The organism is Chryseobacterium culicis (assembly GCF_002979755.1).
Taxonomy (GTDB): Bacteria; Bacteroidota; Bacteroidia; order Flavobacteriales; family Weeksellaceae; genus Chryseobacterium; species Chryseobacterium culicis_A.
Genome location: NZ_PCPP01000001.1, coordinates 1,063,774 through 1,081,801 on the forward strand (window position 1 = coordinate 1,063,774; position 18,028 = coordinate 1,081,801).

The 18,028-nt window shown below is 36.6% G+C and carries 13 protein-coding genes; 5 read left to right on the forward strand and 8 right to left on the reverse strand.

Going from position 1 to position 18,028, the window contains the following annotated elements; translation table 11 throughout:
* Positions 1 to 70 precede the first annotated feature (70 nt).
* Positions 71 to 3,979 (forward strand): gliding motility-associated C-terminal domain-containing protein, encoded by a 3,909-nt coding sequence (locus CQ022_RS05005; RefSeq protein WP_105682069.1) that lies wholly within the window; start codon positions 71 to 73, stop codon positions 3,977 to 3,979.
* A gap of 37 nt (positions 3,980 to 4,016) precedes the next feature.
* Here CQ022_RS05005 and CQ022_RS05010 read toward each other — a convergent pair whose 3' ends face one another.
* The gene (locus CQ022_RS05010) at positions 4,017 to 4,841 is read right to left on the reverse strand and encodes a S1 RNA-binding domain-containing protein (protein WP_105682068.1); all 825 of its coding nucleotides are present in this window, start codon (positions 4,839 to 4,841) and stop codon (positions 4,017 to 4,019) included.
* Between the two features lie 136 nt (positions 4,842 to 4,977).
* Between CQ022_RS05010 and CQ022_RS05015 the strand changes: the two genes are divergently transcribed.
* A complete protein-coding gene (locus CQ022_RS05015) occupies positions 4,978 to 5,424 on the forward strand; it encodes a hypothetical protein (protein WP_105682067.1) in 447 nt (148 codons plus the stop codon).
* 66 nt (positions 5,425 to 5,490) lie between these two features.
* Here CQ022_RS05015 and CQ022_RS05020 read toward each other — a convergent pair whose 3' ends face one another.
* The 7 genes from CQ022_RS05020 to recQ form a co-directional block, all read right to left on the reverse strand.
* Positions 5,491 to 6,345, reverse strand: a complete 855-nt coding sequence (locus CQ022_RS05020; protein ID WP_105682066.1) for a DUF4476 domain-containing protein — start codon at positions 6,343 to 6,345, stop codon at positions 5,491 to 5,493.
* A gap of 120 nt (positions 6,346 to 6,465) precedes the next feature.
* Positions 6,466 to 7,869 (reverse strand): dihydrolipoyl dehydrogenase, encoded by a 1,404-nt coding sequence (lpdA, locus tag CQ022_RS05025; protein WP_105682065.1) that lies wholly within the window; start codon positions 7,867 to 7,869, stop codon positions 6,466 to 6,468.
* A 130-nt stretch (positions 7,870 to 7,999) separates the two neighbouring features.
* Positions 8,000 to 8,386 (reverse strand): cupin domain-containing protein, encoded by a 387-nt coding sequence (locus CQ022_RS05030; protein ID WP_105682064.1) that lies wholly within the window; start codon positions 8,384 to 8,386, stop codon positions 8,000 to 8,002.
* 24 nt (positions 8,387 to 8,410) lie between these two features.
* Positions 8,411 to 8,755, reverse strand: coding sequence for a hypothetical protein (locus tag CQ022_RS05035; RefSeq protein WP_079241930.1), 345 nt, complete (start codon positions 8,753 to 8,755; stop codon positions 8,411 to 8,413).
* A 68-nt stretch (positions 8,756 to 8,823) separates the two neighbouring features.
* Positions 8,824 to 9,903, reverse strand: a complete 1,080-nt coding sequence (locus CQ022_RS05040; RefSeq protein WP_105682759.1) for a glycosyltransferase — start codon at positions 9,901 to 9,903, stop codon at positions 8,824 to 8,826.
* A gap of 10 nt (positions 9,904 to 9,913) precedes the next feature.
* Positions 9,914 to 10,468, reverse strand: coding sequence for a hypothetical protein (locus tag CQ022_RS05045; protein ID WP_105682063.1), 555 nt, complete (start codon positions 10,466 to 10,468; stop codon positions 9,914 to 9,916).
* Position 10,469: 1 nt separating this feature from the next.
* Positions 10,470 to 12,674, reverse strand: coding sequence for a DNA helicase RecQ (gene recQ / locus CQ022_RS05050; RefSeq protein ID WP_105682062.1), 2,205 nt, complete (start codon positions 12,672 to 12,674; stop codon positions 10,470 to 10,472).
* Between the two features lie 158 nt (positions 12,675 to 12,832).
* Here recQ and CQ022_RS05055 point away from each other — a divergent pair, with 158 nt between their 5' ends.
* The 3 genes from CQ022_RS05055 to CQ022_RS05065 all read left to right on the forward strand — a co-directional run bounded on the left by CQ022_RS05055 (position 12,833) and on the right by CQ022_RS05065 (position 17,944).
* Positions 12,833 to 13,792 carry an SIS domain-containing protein gene (locus tag CQ022_RS05055; RefSeq protein WP_105682061.1) on the forward strand — a complete coding sequence of 320 codons (960 nt, stop codon included), beginning with the start codon at positions 12,833 to 12,835 and terminating at the stop codon, positions 13,790 to 13,792.
* 135 nt (positions 13,793 to 13,927) lie between these two features.
* Positions 13,928 to 14,755, forward strand: coding sequence for a twin-arginine translocase subunit TatC (gene tatC / locus CQ022_RS05060; RefSeq protein ID WP_185126812.1), 828 nt, complete (start codon positions 13,928 to 13,930; stop codon positions 14,753 to 14,755).
* A gap of 228 nt (positions 14,756 to 14,983) precedes the next feature.
* The gene (locus CQ022_RS05065) at positions 14,984 to 17,944 is read left to right on the forward strand and encodes a reprolysin-like metallopeptidase (protein ID WP_105682059.1); all 2,961 of its coding nucleotides are present in this window, start codon (positions 14,984 to 14,986) and stop codon (positions 17,942 to 17,944) included.
* The last annotated feature ends 84 nt before the right edge of the window (positions 17,945 to 18,028 follow it).

The window sequence follows — 18,028 nt, forward strand, 5'->3', positions numbered from 1 at the left end:
CCAGTTTGCAATTATTTATCATTTAATAAGAAGCCTATTTTTATATCTTTGCCGCAAAAATTAATAACCGATGAAGAAAATCCTTTCGCTGTTCGTGGTTTTGAACGCGGTACTTCTATTTTCACAGAAAAAGATTTCTGAGGAAAACTCTTATCATTTTTATGAAAACAAAGGTCAAATTATTGATCAAGACGGAAAAGAAAACAAAGAGGTAAAATATCTTTTCCACTCTAATGGTCTTAATGTACAGCTGCGTTCTAATGGATTTTCTTATGATATTTACGAAACCAGGAAAACTGTAAATCCTGTTTTTTCAAAAAAGGCAGAAAACACAGTTCCATCACCAAAGCAGCATGATAGTGAGGAGTATATTTATGAAAAACTGATTCATAGAATAGATATCGAATTTATCAATTCAAAAAAAACAACCATTACCGCAGAAGGAAAATCTGCAGATTATGATAATTATTACAATCTGCCTAATACACCAAAAGGTATTAGTAATGTTCATAGGTATCAAAAAATCAGGTACAAGAATATATATCCAAACATAGATTTAGTATTCTTTAAACCCAATGATACTTTAAAACCCATTGAATATAATTTCATTATTAACCCAGGTGGAAAAATTTCAGATATTAAAATGAAATTTACTGGAGCTCCTGCTTTGATTAAAGACGGAAAACTAACCATGAATGTCCGTTTTGGGGAAGTACACGAAAATATTCCTAACAGCTGGATCATTGGAAACACTCAAAAAAATATTGATGTTTCTTTTAAAGATCTCGGTGAGCAGACTTTTGGATTTTATGCTCCTTTTAATTCTTCTGATAAAACAATTATTATAGATCCTGTACCAACAAGAATATGGGGAAGTTATGCCGGAGGGTTTGGTGATGATTATGGTAAAATAAAAACAGATCCTCAGAGTACAGGTTATTTATTTGGAACCACAAATAGTACTACAAACTTTGCGACTTCCGGAACTTATCAACAAAATGTAACCGGTGGGTTTGATGCATTTCTGGTGAAACTTACAAAATACGGGCAGAGACTTTGGGGAACCTATTATGGTTTTGGAATGAGAGATGTATTTGCAGATGTTGATTTTGATGAAAGCTTTAATATTTATGCTGGCGGAACTGTACAAAGAGGAGCATATAATGAAAATATTGTTGTCGTAAAATTTAATAACAATGGGAGTTTTGCTTTTGAAAAAGAATTTGTTTCAAGCAGGCAAAGCAAACTTTATACTATTTCTTACAATCAAAATCATATCTATTTTGGAGGTGATTCTTTTAGTTCTGACTTCCCTACGATCAATGCCATGCAGCCAACAAAATCTACCCCTGTAGGATATACAGATGGAATTCTGGCATCTCTGCATTCAACAACTGGGAATATTGATTGGGCAACATATTTTGGACGAAGTGATGGTTCTACTTCTATTTTTCAAATCCTTTCTTCTAATGATAATCTTGAAATTATAGGAGCCACACAATCTTCAAACATTCCTATGATAAATGCTTTTCAGCCTTTAAAAGGAGGTGAATCAGATGGCATATATCTGAAAATGTCAAAAACAGGAAACACCATTCTCAGATCAAGCTACTATGGTAATGCTGGTAGTGAACAGATATGGAAAGCAAGAATTGTAAATAACACTTTAATTCTTCCTGGGAAATATTCTACAACAGCATTTCCATCGGGGCAACCTGGAATCTGGCGCGTAAACCTAACCACTAATGCCATTACAAAAAATTACTTCAATTTTATAGATGATTACCAATTATTAGCATACCCTGACATTTCAGGAAATGTTTTCTTTACAGGACTTCATTCAAGCGGGCAGCCTGACATATCCACCCCCGGAGCTTATATGGGAATGCCAGCAATGTATATTTCTACATTTTTAATTAAATACAATCAAAACGATGTAAAAGAATGGGGTACTTATTATACAGGAAATGGAGCAACACAACAAGGTGAAGCTACAAAAGACGGAGATGGTGCTATTTATTTAACAGGAATGTCTAGTGGAAACACTTCGGGCATCGCTACACCAGGAACTTTTCAGCAATCTCATGGAGGTGGAAACGATATTTTTATCGCTAAATTCCAGGATTGTACCTCAACTGCTGTCGTTACTTCCAATTCTCCTATTTGTCCTAATGGTACACTTCAACTGAATGCAACCGGCGGATCAGTATACAGCTGGACCGGGCCTAATGGTTTCACTTCTAATGAACAAAATCCCGTTATCCCTAATGCAACAAATGCTAATGCCGGTGTATATACATGTCAGGTTTCGGGGTCGGGAGCCTGTGATGGAACTTTTACCGTAAACGTTGTTGTGGGTGACAATATGGCTCCGGTTCCGAACGTTACTTCTCTGGCAGACATTACAGGAGACTGTCATACAACAATAACAAACATGCCTACCGCTACAGATAACTGTGCCGGTACAATTACTGCAACCACTACAGACCCTTTATCTTATTCGATCCCTGGAACTTACGTTATTCATTGGACTTATAATGACGGAAATGGAAATACAGTTACTCAAAATCAAAATGTAATTATATCATCTCCTGCCCTTCCAACAGCTACAAACACCCAACAAACCTTCTGCGCTACCAGCAACCCCAAGATTTCTGATATTCAGGTTACAGGACAGAATATAAAATGGTATGATACAGCAGGAAATATTTTACCTGCAACAACTACTCTTGCCAATGGGCAAACCTATTATGCTTCTCAAACCATTAATGGGTGTGAGAGTAATAAAATAGCGATTCAGGTGACCGTAAATACAACCCCTAAACCAACAGCCAATGCCAATCAGGATTTCTGTGCGTCTGCCAATCCTACGTTAGAAAAAATTGTTGTAACAGGTACATCCCTTACGTTTTATAATGCTGCAGGAAATGTAATCCCAATGGCAACTCCGCTTGTAAACGGACAAACATATTTTGTAACCCAGACATTAAACAACTGTGAATCTGAAAAATTGGCAATTACCGTAACGTTGTCCACAGATAACGTGCCTGCAAAGGATATTACACAGGTACAATGTAATACAACTACTTCAAACTCAATGGTTGTGAATCTTCACTCTTATGAAGCCAGCATTATTAATAATCCAGGAAATTATATTTTCACGTATACTGATACTGCAGGAAACCCTATTTCCAATCCCTCAGGTTATGTTTTAAATGTGGGAACAACGCTTATCCATGTAAGAGTTGCAACTCCAGATGGATGTTTTAAAGTGGTAAGATTAAACCTTACACTGAATCCTAAACCTATTGTTCTGCTTCCTGACACCCTTGATTTCTGTGAAGGAAAATCCGTTGTACTGGATGCAGGACCTGGATTTAAATCTTACGAATGGAATACCGGAGCAACCACGCAAACCATTACAGTAGCTACTCCGGGAACTTATACAGTGAAAGTAACCAACATTTTCGGATGCGAAAGTACAAGTTCTACTCAGGTGAGTTATTCTGTTTTAGCTCATATTGTTTCCGTGAATATTACCAACAATACAGCTACAGTTATTCTTTCTCAGAGCGGGAATTATGAGTTTTCTTTAGACAATTTCACTTGGCAGGATTCCAATATATTTACCCACTTACAAATGGGAGAATATACCGTATATGTGAGAACAAAATCCGGATGTACTATCGGAAAGAAAAACTTCTCTATATTCAATATTCCTAATGCCATTAGCCCTAACGGTGATGGAATCAATGATACCTGGAGAATTGCAGGCTTGGAAAACTATCCGGGTACTGAGGTCAGCTTATATGACAGAAGAGGTGCTATGGTGTATAAAGAAATTATTAAAAACCGACCTTTCCAATGGGATGGAAGATATGAATCACATGCTGTCTCTACAGGAAATTACTGGTATACCATAAAAGTTTCTGACGGAAGAATCTATAACGGATGGCTTCTGATCAAGAACAGAGAGTAACAAAAAACGAGCAGAAATTTCTGCTCGTTTTTTTATGTTATAATAATTTGATTTTGTCGTCTGAGATATCGATGATTTTATCTTTATAAAGTCCTCCGATGGCTTTTTTAAAGTTCTTCTTACTCATCTGAAGTTCATTTTTGATTTCTTCAGGTGAAGACTTATCTGATACATACAGAAGTCCGTAATTTTCCTCCAGCTTGTCCAGAATCTTCTGCTTGAACTCATCAATATTTTCAAAACCTTCCGGTTGTAAAGAAATATCTATCTTCCCGTCTTCACGTATTGTTTTGATATATCCACTTTCTTCTGACAGCGGATATAGCTTTTTGAAAACATCGGAAACATAGATCAATCCAATATATTGTTTGTTGATGATTACGTTCCAACCCAGCTCACTTTCATTCATCATGATCAGATCTACTTTGTCTCCTTTTTTGAACGGAAGCTCATCATACTGCGGATTTCTCTTAAACTTTGTAGTCCCTGTAATCAGTTCCATATCTTCATCTACATACAAATAAACCAGATATCTTTTTCCTTCAATGATTTTGGTTTTCTGCTGTTTGTAAGGGATAAATAAATCTTTAATAATTCCCCAATCCATAAAAGCTCCACTTGGAAGACTTTGTACACAGCTCATCACCGCAAATTCACCTACTTCAGCCAATGGAATTTCAGTCGTAGCTTTCAATTTATCATCATCCTGATAGACAAAAACTTCAACCTCCTCACCTATTTCTTTTTCATCCTGAATAAAGATTTTAGGCAGAAAAGCCTTTTCACCGGATTCATCTACGAGGATCCATCCTGAATTAATTTTTTCTGAAATTGTTAAAGTTTGAGTTTTTCCGAGTTGCATTGATGATAAAATTAGCTGACAAAGGTACGGAAATTTGAAGATGCCAACCTAGTCAATACCGTTATAATTCTTTTGAAGACTTATTTTAGCCTTTCATTAAGACTGTAAAACGCTTACATTTGAATAAAAAACAATCATGAAAAAGTATTTCATCTTACCTCTTTTCCTTTCCGTTATCTTTTCAAATGCTCAACTGCTGGAAAAAACAGCGGTGAATATTTCATATCGATATACCGGAAGAAATGTTCTGCAGGCCGGATTAGAATACAGATTTGGAGAGCGCTACGAAGGTTCTATTATTGCGGGACCCTCTTTGCTGTATACCCGTGTTAATGAAACAGATAAATTGATTCCCGAGATGAATATCAATTTTCTCCGTGCCGGATTACTGATTGGTGTTTCCGCCAACCCCTATTCAGTAGAACCAAGAATAGGGGTGTCATTATTTAATGCTGTATTTCTCAATACCGGATATGCTTTTCCTATTCACAGAGATAAATATTTTAAAGGAATAACCTTTGGAATACAGCTTAATATCGCTCCGAAACATTCTAAGTTTTATGATAACCTGAAAATAATGTAATCAGCTAAAGCCAATGGATTTGCTATAAAAAGTAAAAACGGACTAAAGCCCGCTTTCTATTGAAAATTATAAATTAGAAATATAATCCATCAGTTCCCGTTTGCTGCTTTCAAAATCAAAGGCATCATACACCATGAAATATCTGTCTTTATCGGCACAATTTCGGTACATAGACTTCGCCAATGCCAATTTTTTATTATCAAAACTAAGGGCTTTTACCAGATCTCTTATTTGTGCAGAAGTAAACATAGAGGTACGCATCTGCTGATTGATCATGGCTACTTTCCCATCATCAAACTTTTCATTTCTCATCATCATATCAAAAAACTGGCGGAAAGAATTGTTATCCATTACATTTCCTTGGTTATACCAGTCACCAGATTGATTTCCGTAAGGATTATTCCAGATGTCATTCCAATCATTAAATCCATATTGATTCTGAACAGGATAAGAATCCAATAAAAAGAGACCTTCATTGGTGAAAAAATCAAGTACCACTCTATTATTATTACGAAGCATCAACGTTGTTCTGTACACCAGGAAACCATTTTCATAAATTGAAATAGGCATTCTCCCTGATGACAAATCAAAGAATCTGTATTTTCCGGAACTGTTGGCCATCATCTGATCTCCTACCTCAACGGTAAAAAAGCCCTGCTCAGGAATTCTGAGAAAAACTTCTGCATATCCGTAGTTTCTGTTCCACTGATAATTTGGATTATTATTTCTATTTCTCTGAGGAATAGTATTATTTCCAGGTCTCATCCCATCAGGGGTTTTGTTTCTTTCATTTAAGATTTTGGGAGATCTCATTTCTGTAGCAGAAGCTTCATTTTTTAATAATTCTCCTGCCTTCCCTGCTTCCTGAGCAAATGAACTCATTCCTGCCAAAAGCATCCAACTGATAAAAATCTTTTTCATACATGAAATTTTCAAAAACCATCTCCATTTTTATGCCAAACCCATATAAAAAAGGCTGTCTCAAAAAGAAACAGCCTTTAATTTTTAAATATTTAAATGATTAAATCTTTTAATCAAATATTACATATGAATTGGTCTTTTTGCTGTAGCATCCAACGCAGCTTCTTTAATCGCTTCTGCATAAGTTGGGTGAGCGTGAGAACTTCTTGCAATATCTTCAGCGCTTGCACGGAATTCCATAGCAATTACTCCTTCTGCAATAAGGTCAGCAGCTCTTGCTCCTATGATGTGCATTCCTAAAACCTCGTCAGTTTTTTCGTCTGCAATAATCTTAACAAGACCATCTATATCACCACTTGCACGGCTTCTACCTAATGCTCTCATTGGGAAAGATCCAACTTTGTAAGCTATTCCTTCCTCTTTCAGCTGCTCTTCAGTTTTACCCACTCCTGCAACTTCCGGCCATGTATAAACAACACCTGGAATAAGGTTATAGTTGATGTGAGGTTTTTGTCCAGCTAATGTTTCAGCTACAAAAACACCTTCTTCTTCAGCTTTGTGAGCCAGCATCGCTCCTTTGATAACGTCACCGATTGCGTAGATATTCGCAACATTCGTTTGTAGGTGGTCGTTTACTTTTACTCTTCCTCTTTCGTCAAGTTCTACTCCTGCTTTCTCAAGTCCAAGACCATCTGTGTAAGGTTTTCTTCCCACAGAAACTAAACAGTAATCTCCTTCTACTACTACTTCTTCTCCTTTTTTATCTTTAGCCGTGATCTTTACAGTATCTCCGTTTCTTTCAACCGCAGAAACCGCAGTAGAAAGCATAAACTTCATTCCTTGTTTTTTAAGAACTTTAGTCAATTCTTTGCTTAAAGCTCCATCCATTCCAGGGATGATTTTATCCATAAATTCAACAACTGTTACCTGAGCTCCCAATCTTAGGTATACAGAACCTAGTTCAAGACCGATAACTCCACCTCCGATTACTACCAAATGCTTAGGAATTTCTTTAAGATTTAAAGCTTCCGTAGAAGTAATCACTCTTTCTTTGTCTAAAGAGATGAAAGGCAGTGCAGATGGTTTAGAACCCGTTGCAATGATTGTATATTTAGATTCGATGGTTTCAGAAGAACCGTCGTTTTTCGTCACTTTAATCTGAGTAGCAGATTCGAAGCTTCCTACTCCTTCAAAAACAGTAATCTGGTTTTTGTTCATCAGGTAGCTGATTCCGTCAGTGTTTTGTTTGATCACTTCGTTCTTACGCTCGATCATTCTTGCGATATCTGCCTGAGGCTCGTTGATGATAATTCCGTGACCTGCAAAATTGTGTTTTGCATTTTCGAAATGTTCAGAGCTGTCAAGAAGCGCTTTTGACGGAATACATCCAACGTTAAGACAAGTTCCGCCTAAAGTTGAATATTTTTCAATAATTGCTGTTTTGAAACCTAATTGTGCTGCACGAATAGCAGCCACATAACCACCGGGACCAGAACCTATTACGGTAACATCGAATTGACTCATGTTATTGTATGAATTTGTTTATTATTATCTATCTTAATTCTCACAAATTTACATATAAATTACCAAGCACCAAAGTGAGTTTTATCAATTTTAAAAATGATAATTATATGCTTTAGTTTTATGAAAAGTGTTATTTTATGAACTTTATATTTTCTTCATTCCCTTCCTTCAGGTAAATTGCGGTGAAGACCAGGGGTTTTTCAGCTGATGCATTATCAAAATGAAGAATTTTCACATTTTTAGGTTCGTAAAAAGCATCTCCTGTATGAAGCACCACTTTTTGTTGTCCTTCAATCTGAAAAACAGCTTCGCCAGAATTTATAATTCCTAAAACGGGACAGGGATGCAAATGTTCGGGAGCACCTTGTCCTGCAGCCATTGTTATTTCCTGAATTTCTGTAAATTTAACATTCTGATCAAGAGCAGTTTTTAATAATTCTTTTCTGGAGATGGTCTTCTGCTGAGCTGCTAAAACAACAGAGTTCAGCATCAAAATAACAATTATAAATGGCTTCATTGATTAGATATTTAATGTATTAAATTAGATGTTCAGCTTTCCTTGTCCAAATGTACCTGTGCTTTCAAAAAAAGAACCACCATACACATACCAGTCAAGGCTTTCCAGATATTCCACGGCATTTTCCGGAGTGATCTGGGCACGGTCTTTTTTCGAAACAATTCCTTTGTACCATCTTCCTGATTTGGAAAAACTTTCATATTCAACAAAATAATGAATCCATATTCTTTGGCACAGTTTGCACTGTTGAATCGTTACTTCTCCATATCTTCCGTCTGTATGATCTATACCTAATTCCGAACTTCTGAATTCAGTATAATTGAAGTCAGGTTTTTCACAGGCACATCCTAATTTTTGGATTTTATTCATTGATATTGATTTAATAAAGCCCCAAATCTAAGAAAATAAACCTCCATAAGGCAAATAATATGATGACACTACTTCATTAAATCCAGCAAAACCTTCTCATATTTATCCAAAATAATATTCTTGGAAAACCGTGATTTAATCGAGTTTTTTATAGCATCTCTGTTGTAATTGTTCTGCAATACGGTTACAATCTGCTGGGCAAAGCCATCATAATTTTCAATATTGGCAATTTCACCATTTATATTGTGCTGGATAATTTCATTGATTCCCCCAGGGCAGTTGTTGGCTAAAGCATAGGTTCCGCAGGCTCCTGCTTCCAGAAGAACATTGGGAAAACCTTCATATCTTGAAGAAAGAACGAATAGGTCAGCATATTTCAAGTACTGATAGGGATTCTCCTGTCTGCCATGGAAGATCACTTTTTTCAGTCCTAAAAGTTCTTTTGTCTGAAGCAGAATATCTTTATCTTTTCCATCTCCCAAAATATGAAGCATAATATTCTGATTTTTCAGTCTTGAAAAAACCTTCAATAAGTTGTCAAATCCTTTTCTGGAAGATAAATTACCAATGGCAACTACATTTTTATAATTGTATTTGAAGCATTCTGGTTTTAAAGATATCGCCATTTTATCTTCAATGAAATCAAAGTCTACAGGATTATTGATCTTGACAATTTTTTTCTTTTTAATATTAAAATTATCCACCAGATCTTTCATCATATCATCACTTTGAGCAATGATTCTTTGATAATTATTGTAAAAATTATAGAAGAATTTAATCTCTTTGCGGGTTACATGTTGGGTAACCACATTGGTTTCTCTGGCAATGAATTTCGTTCTTGGAAAGAGTTTTATAAATAGAGACAAATAGGCATTTACCTCACCAAAACCTGAGAAAACAATATCTGGTTTTCTTCTGTAGATTTCCCCTAAAATAGGTCTTAATGAGTGTCTTATTCTTTCGGTATTGATATCGATAATTTCGACATCTTTTTTCAGAAAATTCAAATATCCGCCTTGTTTCCGCAACAGCAAAATCTTGGGCTCAAACCGATCCCTGGAAAGATGATTCGCTATGGTAGTAACAATCCTTTCTGCACCCCCGGTTTCTAAGTCCGGCAGAATAAATATGACAGATATTTTTTTCATCAGTGTAAAGTTAGTAAAAAGTTTTATTAACATTCAAGCCCAAATCGTTAAATAAAGGGATGATTTCGTTAATATTTTCAACACTTATAAAGGCATATTTATCTTCCGAAAAATTGATTCCTCTTCTTCTAAAAAAAGAAAATTTTTCATCATCTCTGCCAAAAATAGTTTCAGGCTCACCAAAAATAATATTGCCAAAATGCTTCGTGTTCATTTCAGCATTCACCTGATCTATTTCATGTAAATTTCTGTATTTTACAATCTTCCCACTTGCTTTTTCCACAACAGCAATCCTCTGGTTTGTAATGATATAATAGTTGTTTTTCAGCCTCCAATATTTTACAATCCATCTAAAAAAGGTAACATACAAAGCATTACAAAAAATACCAATTCCTATTATTGAAAAAAACCAAAAACCGGAATTTAGAATACTCGTAATAAGAAATACTCCAATTGCTAAATAAAATACAGAAAAAGCTGTTCTCAACTTTTCGGTCATATTAAAAAAGAAACTCTTCTTAGGAAGAATTTCTTTTAAAATGATTTCGTTATCGTTTAAAGTCATATTAGTTGGCAACGTCACTGATAAATTTAATCCTCAGCATTCTCACTTCTTCATCAGACAGTTCATCCCCGAATTCATCCAGTAGTACCTTCATACTGTCACTTTCAGATTCGTTCATGAATTCCATGAAACCGTCTACAATGTCTTCATCAAAATTATCTTCAATATAATAGTCGATATTCAGCTTTGTTCCCTGATATACAATCCTTTCCATTTCTTTTAGAAGTTCATCCATAGAAAGGTTCTTAGCTCTTGCTATATCTTCAAGATCAATCTTTTTATCCGTACTCTGGATAATGAAAACTTTGTGGCTGGATTTATTGGCTACCTGTTTCAATACCATATCCTGAGTACGTTCTATATTATTCTCCTCAACGTAAGTTTTAATATAGTCTGCGAATTCTTTACCGTACTTTTTGGCTTTTCCTTCCCCTACTCCATAGATTTTGGTAATTTCATCAACTGTGATAGGATACTGAACCGTCATATCCTCCAAACTCGGATCCATAAATACGGTATAAGGTGGAATTCCGTGTTTTTTGGCCACTTTCTTTCTCAGTTCTTTCAACAGGTTGAAAAGATTCTGATCCAGACCTCCGCCTGCCTGCTGCTGTACCTGGTCGCTTTCTGCTTTTGCCTGATTAAGATCAAATTCCCTGTCTTCAGCAATCAAAAAGAGGTCTTTAGATTTACCATTCAGGACATTTTTCCCTTTTTCTGTAATTTTTAAAACCCCATAGGTTTCAATATCCTTCTGTAAAAAATTCTGAACAGTAGCCTGTCTTAGAATCGTTTTCCAGTAGTTATCTTTTTCTTCTTTTCCAAAACCAAAATGAGAACTTTGTTCCAGTTTATAAGATTTCGTCACGGCATTTTCTTTGCCTACGATGACAGAAATCAAATCTTTAGACTTGAATTTTTCTCCAGTGTTACTGATCAGTTCCAGCGATTTTTCCAAATCTGCAGTAGCATCCTTTAATTTTGGCGGATCGGATGAATTATCACACATCTTTGCTCCATCTCCGTTTACCGGATCGAAATTTTCTCCAAAATAATAGAGTATGTACTGCCTTCTACTCATTGAAGTTTCAGCATAGCCTACCACTTCATTTAAGAGCTGCAACCCGATTTCTCTTTCAGAAACAGGTTTCTGTGCCAGGAATTTCTCCAGTTTTTCAATATCTTTTGGATCATAGAATGCCAGACAGTGACCTTCACCTCCATCTCTTCCTGCTCTGCCGGTTTCCTGATAATAGCTTTCCAATGATTTCGGAAAGTCGTAATGGATGACAAAACGGACATCCGGTTTATCAATTCCCATCCCGAAGGCGATCGTTGCCACGATCACATCCACTTCTTCCATCAGGAATTTATCCTGATTTGCTACTCTCACTTTCTGATCAAGACCTGCGTGGTAAGGAAGTGCGTTGATTCCGTTTACCTGCAGAAGCTGGGCAAATTCTTCAACTTTTCTTCGGCTCAGGCAATATACAATTCCTGATTTTCCTTTACGCTGATTGATAAATTTAACGATTTCCTTATCTACATTAATTTTAGGACATACTTCATAGTATAGATTAGGACGGTTGAAACTTTCTTTGAACACCAATGCATTCGTCATTCCTAAAGTTTTCTGGATATCATCCTGAACCTTAGGAGTAGCAGTAGCCGTCAAAGCAATCACCGGTACATTGGCGATTTTGTCTATAATCTGTTTCAGATTCCTGTATTCCGGTCTGAAATCATGTCCCCACTCTGAAATACAGTGAGCCTCGTCAATAGCAAAGAAAGAAATTTTCACTTCTTTCAAAAAATCCAGGTAATCATCTTTAATTAATGATTCAGGAGCTACATACAGAAGTTTGGTTTTGCCGCTTTTGATATCGTCAAAAACCTGCTTGGTCTGCGTTTTGTTTAATGATGAATTCAGTACGTGGGCTACCCCATCTTCAGAAGAAAGGCCATTCACGGCATCTACCTGATTTTTCATCAACGCTATTAAGGGCGAAACTACTATTGCTGTTCCTTCCGAAATAAGAGCCGGAAGCTGATAACATAATGATTTTCCGCCACCTGTGGGCATTAAAACAAATATATCCTTCCCATTCAATAGGTTATCTATAATTTGTTCCTGCTGGCCCTTAAATGTAGAAAACCCAAAATACTTTTTCAATTCGCCTGATAAATTGGCTTTTTTTGCGCTCATCTAATTTTCTATTGCTAAATTTGCATCTCACCCAAAGTTATAAAAATTCTGCTTAAAATAAAAGCGAACGAATTTATAAAAAATAAAATTTATATTAAATATTCTTTTTAAAATATAACGTTTTTTAGGAACTTTTTTGTATACCTTATCATTATAAAATGGATAGAACCAACATTATATCAATTGCAAAAAGCACTTTAGAAATAGAAATTTCTGAACTCGAAAAATTAAAAAACAGAATTGATGACCAATTTGCCCATGCCGTAGAGATCATTCACTCAGCAAAAGGGAAGCTCATTGTGGTAGGAATAGGGAAATCTGCCCATGTTGGTAATAAGATTGTGGCTACATTAAATTCTACTGGTACTCCTTCTCAGTTTTTACATGCTTCGGAAGCTATTCATGGTGACCTTGGGGTTATTCAGAAGCAGGATGTTGTTTTATGCATCTCCAATTCCGGAAATTCTCCAGAAATTGCCAATCTGGTTCCTTATTTAAAGGATTATTCTTCTGCTCTTATCGGAATGACAGGAAATAAGGCGAGTAAACTTGCTGAGTTTTCTGAAGTTATTTTAGATACTCATGTGGACGTTGAAGCCTGCCCTAATAAATTAGCCCCTACCAGTTCTACCACCATTCAGATGGCATTGGGAGATGCTTTGGCTGTGGCATTAATGGAATTGAATGATTTCAAGGCTAATGATTTTGCAAAATTCCATCCGGGAGGAAGCTTAGGGAAAAACCTGACTTCCAAAGTAGAACAGTTCCTTTCTTCACAAAAGCCTCAGGTTTCTGAAGAAGCATCGATAAGAGATGTAATTATCTCAATCAGCGGTTCAAGCCACGGAATCACAGTGGTAACCAATGCAGATCAGATTATTGGGGTCATCACAGATGGAGATTTGAGAAGGATGCTGATGAAAGGAGAAGATATCAGTAAAGTATCAGCTAAAGATATTATGTCTGCCCATCCAAGAACCATTGAAAAAGATGCTTTGGCCAAAGAAGCTATGAAAATTCTGAAAGGAAATAATATCGGCCAGCTTGTTGTAACGGAAAACGGAAAATATTTCGGGATTATAGACCTGCATAAACTGCTGGACGAGGGAATTAATTAGAAACTAAAAATCCAGAGGTTAAAGATTAATAAATGATAAATAATTTGCAGATTAAAAGTAAAATTTAACTAATAATCCGCAGACTCTTACTTCTGTCATTTTTTTTATAAATTTGCGCTTTAAAAATTGAATTCTGTGAGTGATGGTAAAGACATGTCCTTCCTTGGACATATAGGAGAATTAAGAGGGCATCTGATCCGTTCGATTATTGCTATCATAATTGCGGCTTTTGTGGTTGGTTTTAATATCAACTGGATTATGGACCATATCTTTTTTGGGCCTACCAGAAATGATTTCCCAACCTTCAGAGTGGTTAATCATTTTTCTAGAATGATTTTGGGAGAAGACAGTATTCATCTTCCAAAAGACTTCCCTGTTCGTGTACAGAGATTGTATCAGCAGTTCAATGTGATGATGGCTGTTTCTGTTTTTGGAGGAATGGTAGCTGCATTTCCATATATTGTATGGGAATTATGGCGTTTTATCGGTCCTGCTTTGCATCCAAGAGAGAGAAAGAATTCTATCTACATTATTAATGCGGTATGGATACTTTTCATGACCGGAGTATTATGCGGATACTTCTTAATCCTTCCGTTTGCGGTTAATTTTGGGGTTATCTTTAAAATTTCAGACATTATTGTTCCGCTTTATGACTTAAGTGATTATACCACTTTATTTTTACAGGTAGTTTTGGGTATGGGTGTTATTTTCTTATTTCCTATTCTTATCTATTTCCTTACCAGTATCGGAATTCTTACGCCTATGTTTATGAAAACGTACCGTCGCCACGCTATTGTTTTGATCATGGTAGTCGCTGCAATTATTACTCCTGCAGACGTTTTAAGTATGCTGATGGCTGCATTCCCGCTGCTTATCTTATATGAATTCAGTATTATGATGTGTACATTCACCTATAAAAAAGTACAGAAAAGCAATGGAAATCTTCCGGCAGTACAGAAATAAATAGTATTTTTTACTAATAAAAACCTAAGCGCTATTATTCAATTGAATGATAGCGCTTATTTTATTTAAAAATATCAACTTTAATTATATTTATTCTTAATTAAATCTAAAACAACGATAATATTTAACTAATAATATCAAGTTATGAACAATTAACGCTGTATTATCAACAAAAGTTTTAAAAAAATACACTATATTTAAAATCTCAATAACAATCAATAAAAAAATATGAAAAAGAAAATTATTTTCGTCTGTGCATTGGCTTTAAGTCTGAGTGGTTTACAGGCACAACGCTGGGAACCGGTCTCGGAGAAGATTACGCCAGTAAGAAAAGAAGTAAAAGTAGAATACGCCTACAAATTTGATCTTTCTGCATTGAGAAATCAACTTAAGAATGCTCCTGAAGCAGGAAAAGGAGGAAACCCGGTAATTGTTTCTCTCCCTACAGCAGACGGAAGAGTTGAAAGGTTCTCCGTGTACAGCTCTCCGGTAGTAGAAAAAGCTATGGCGGAAAGGTATGAATTAGGTGCCTATTCAGGTATAGGGCTGGATAATCCTCATAAACAAATCAGATTCAGTACTGCTCCGAACGACTTCCAATCTATGGTATTCAATGCTGATACAGGAAAATACGAATTTATAGAACCCATAAACAAAGAAAAGGATGTATATGGAGTCTTTTTCAAATCTAACAAATCTCACGAAGATCCTTTCGAATGCCGAACTTCTGAACCTGAGAAGGTAAAAAAGGAGATGAATAAGCTGCTTAAAACAAAAAATGTTTTGAAAGGGCTGGGCAACTCTAATAAAAGCAATGAGCAAAAATACAGAACCTACAGAATTGCCATCTCCGTAAACGGTGAGTATACCCAACTTGCCGGAGGTGTTCCTCAAGCTGCAGCCCGTATTAATGCCACAATGAACCGTGTAAATGGTGTTTTTGAAAAGGATTTTGGAATCCATATGATTGTACAGGATCTTCCACAACTTATATTCACAGATCCAACAACGGACCCTTATTCAAATGTAGTAGCAAATCCAAATGGTACATATAGTGCTCCCGGTGCATGGAACCTTCAGCTTCAGCAAACTCTTACCAACACTGCCGGTGTAGGTAACGCTGCCTATGATATTGGACATTTCTTTGGTCACAGAGGCGGTGGCGGAAGTGCAGGAGATGTAGGAAATGTCTGCAGAAATCCTGCAAGCAACAATGATGCAACTTCTAAAGGGGCAGGAATTACTTCACCTTCTACTCCGGATCAGCCGTTTGGAGACAATTATGACATCGATTTCGTAGCTCACGAAATTGGTCACCAGTTCGGTGCTGCCCATACCATGTCTATTGCTTTGCATGGCGCTCATATGGAGCCGGGATCCGGATCTACGATTATGGGATATGCCGGGATTACCAACTATAATGTTCAAATGCATTCTGATGCCTATTTTCATACCAAAAATATTGAAGAAGTAGGAGCCTATGTCAATTCTCAAGACTGTGGAACGATTACAGCAGTAGCCAATACCCCTCCTTCAATACAGCCAATGGCTAGTAAAATGATCCCTAAAGGAACAGCTTTTGTGTTAACAGCTTCAGCAGCAGATACACAAAATGACCCGATGACTTATACCTGGGAGCAATATGACCTGACTACTTCGGCTTTTGGCCCGGTAAGTGCAACCAGAAATAATGGGGCAAACTTCAGATCTATAATGCCAACAAATTCTCCTACACGTTATTTCCCTAAATTGTCAAATGTTCTTAATGGAACCCTTACCAGCGCTGTAGACTGGGAAACGGTATCCAATATTCCAAGAACAATGAATTTCAAGGTAACGGTAAGAGACAATAATCCAGATGCTGCACAACAACAGACACAGAGCGGCCTGATGAAAGTGGATATAGGAAATGAAGGCCCTTTCAAAGTAACTTCAACTACAGTTTACAATAATACACCGGGAGCTGTTACCTGGGATGTGGTAAACACAAATAATGCTCCATATAATGTACAAAACGTTAAAATAGATTATACTACAGACAATGGAAGTACATGGACGGTTATTACTCCATCTACAGCTAATGACGGATCTGAGCCGTTTTCGTTCTCTTCTTTGGCAACAGGTGCCAGCGTAAAAATAAGAGTAAGCGCCATTGATAATGTATTCTACGCTGTTGGAAATGCTACTGTTTCTGCATCAGCAAGTGCCTGTACAACATCTGCTCCGGCAGGTATTACGGTAACGGGTATTACAAGAACTTCAGCATCCGTAAACTGGACAGCGTTAGTAGGAGCAACGTATTCTGTAATGTATAGAAAAGTAGGAACAGCAACATGGACTACCGTTCCTGTTTCAACAAATGCTTATAACATTTCAGGACTTACTGAATCCACTCAATACGAAGTACAGATAGCCAATGTTTGCGGTGCATCCGTTGGAACATATTCAGCATCTACAAACTTTACAACATCTTCATTTGCTAAATGTTCTGTAACCGGAACAAATGCAGCTGACGAATATATCTCCAATGTTACAGTAACCGCTGCAGGAGTGGGCCCTGTCTCGAATAGCAGCAGCAATACGCCTTATACAGATTATACTGCAGATCCTTCTAAACTAATTACGCTTATGTCCGGATCTACAGGAAATAATGTAAGCATAACCAAAGGATGGACAGGTGCTCAGTATAATGACGGAGTAACAGCATGGATAGACTTTAACAAAGACGGAGTATTCTCTTCTTCTGAGGTCATCTACACCAGCGCAGCTAGTACCATATCACCTGTTTCCGGAACATTCTCCGTACCTGCAGATGCTTATACCGGAGGAAACGTAATTATGAGAGTTGTACTAGGCTATGAAAGCCAGCCCAACAGTGGCTGCAGCAATCAACAGTATGGCGAAGTTGAGGATTATCCGGTATTGATCCAGCAGCAGCTTTCCACGAGTGAAACCGTGAAAGACAAGAGCGCCATCCAGATCTACCCTAACCCGGTAAGTGATGTATTAAATGTAACTCAGATTTCATCAAAAGCTCAGTTTATCATTACCAATATGGCAGGTCAGAAAGTAATGAATGGCCAGATTAATGATAATAAAATCTCTGTTTCAAAATTAAATACAGGAGCTTATATTATTTCAATTGAAGATAAAGGAACGACTACAAATCTGAAATTTATCAAAAAATAAAACCTAACCCATTTTTTACAGCCCGGCAATGACCGGGCTTTTTTATGCCTTTTTAAAATCTTGTATTTAATTTGATTTCCGGCA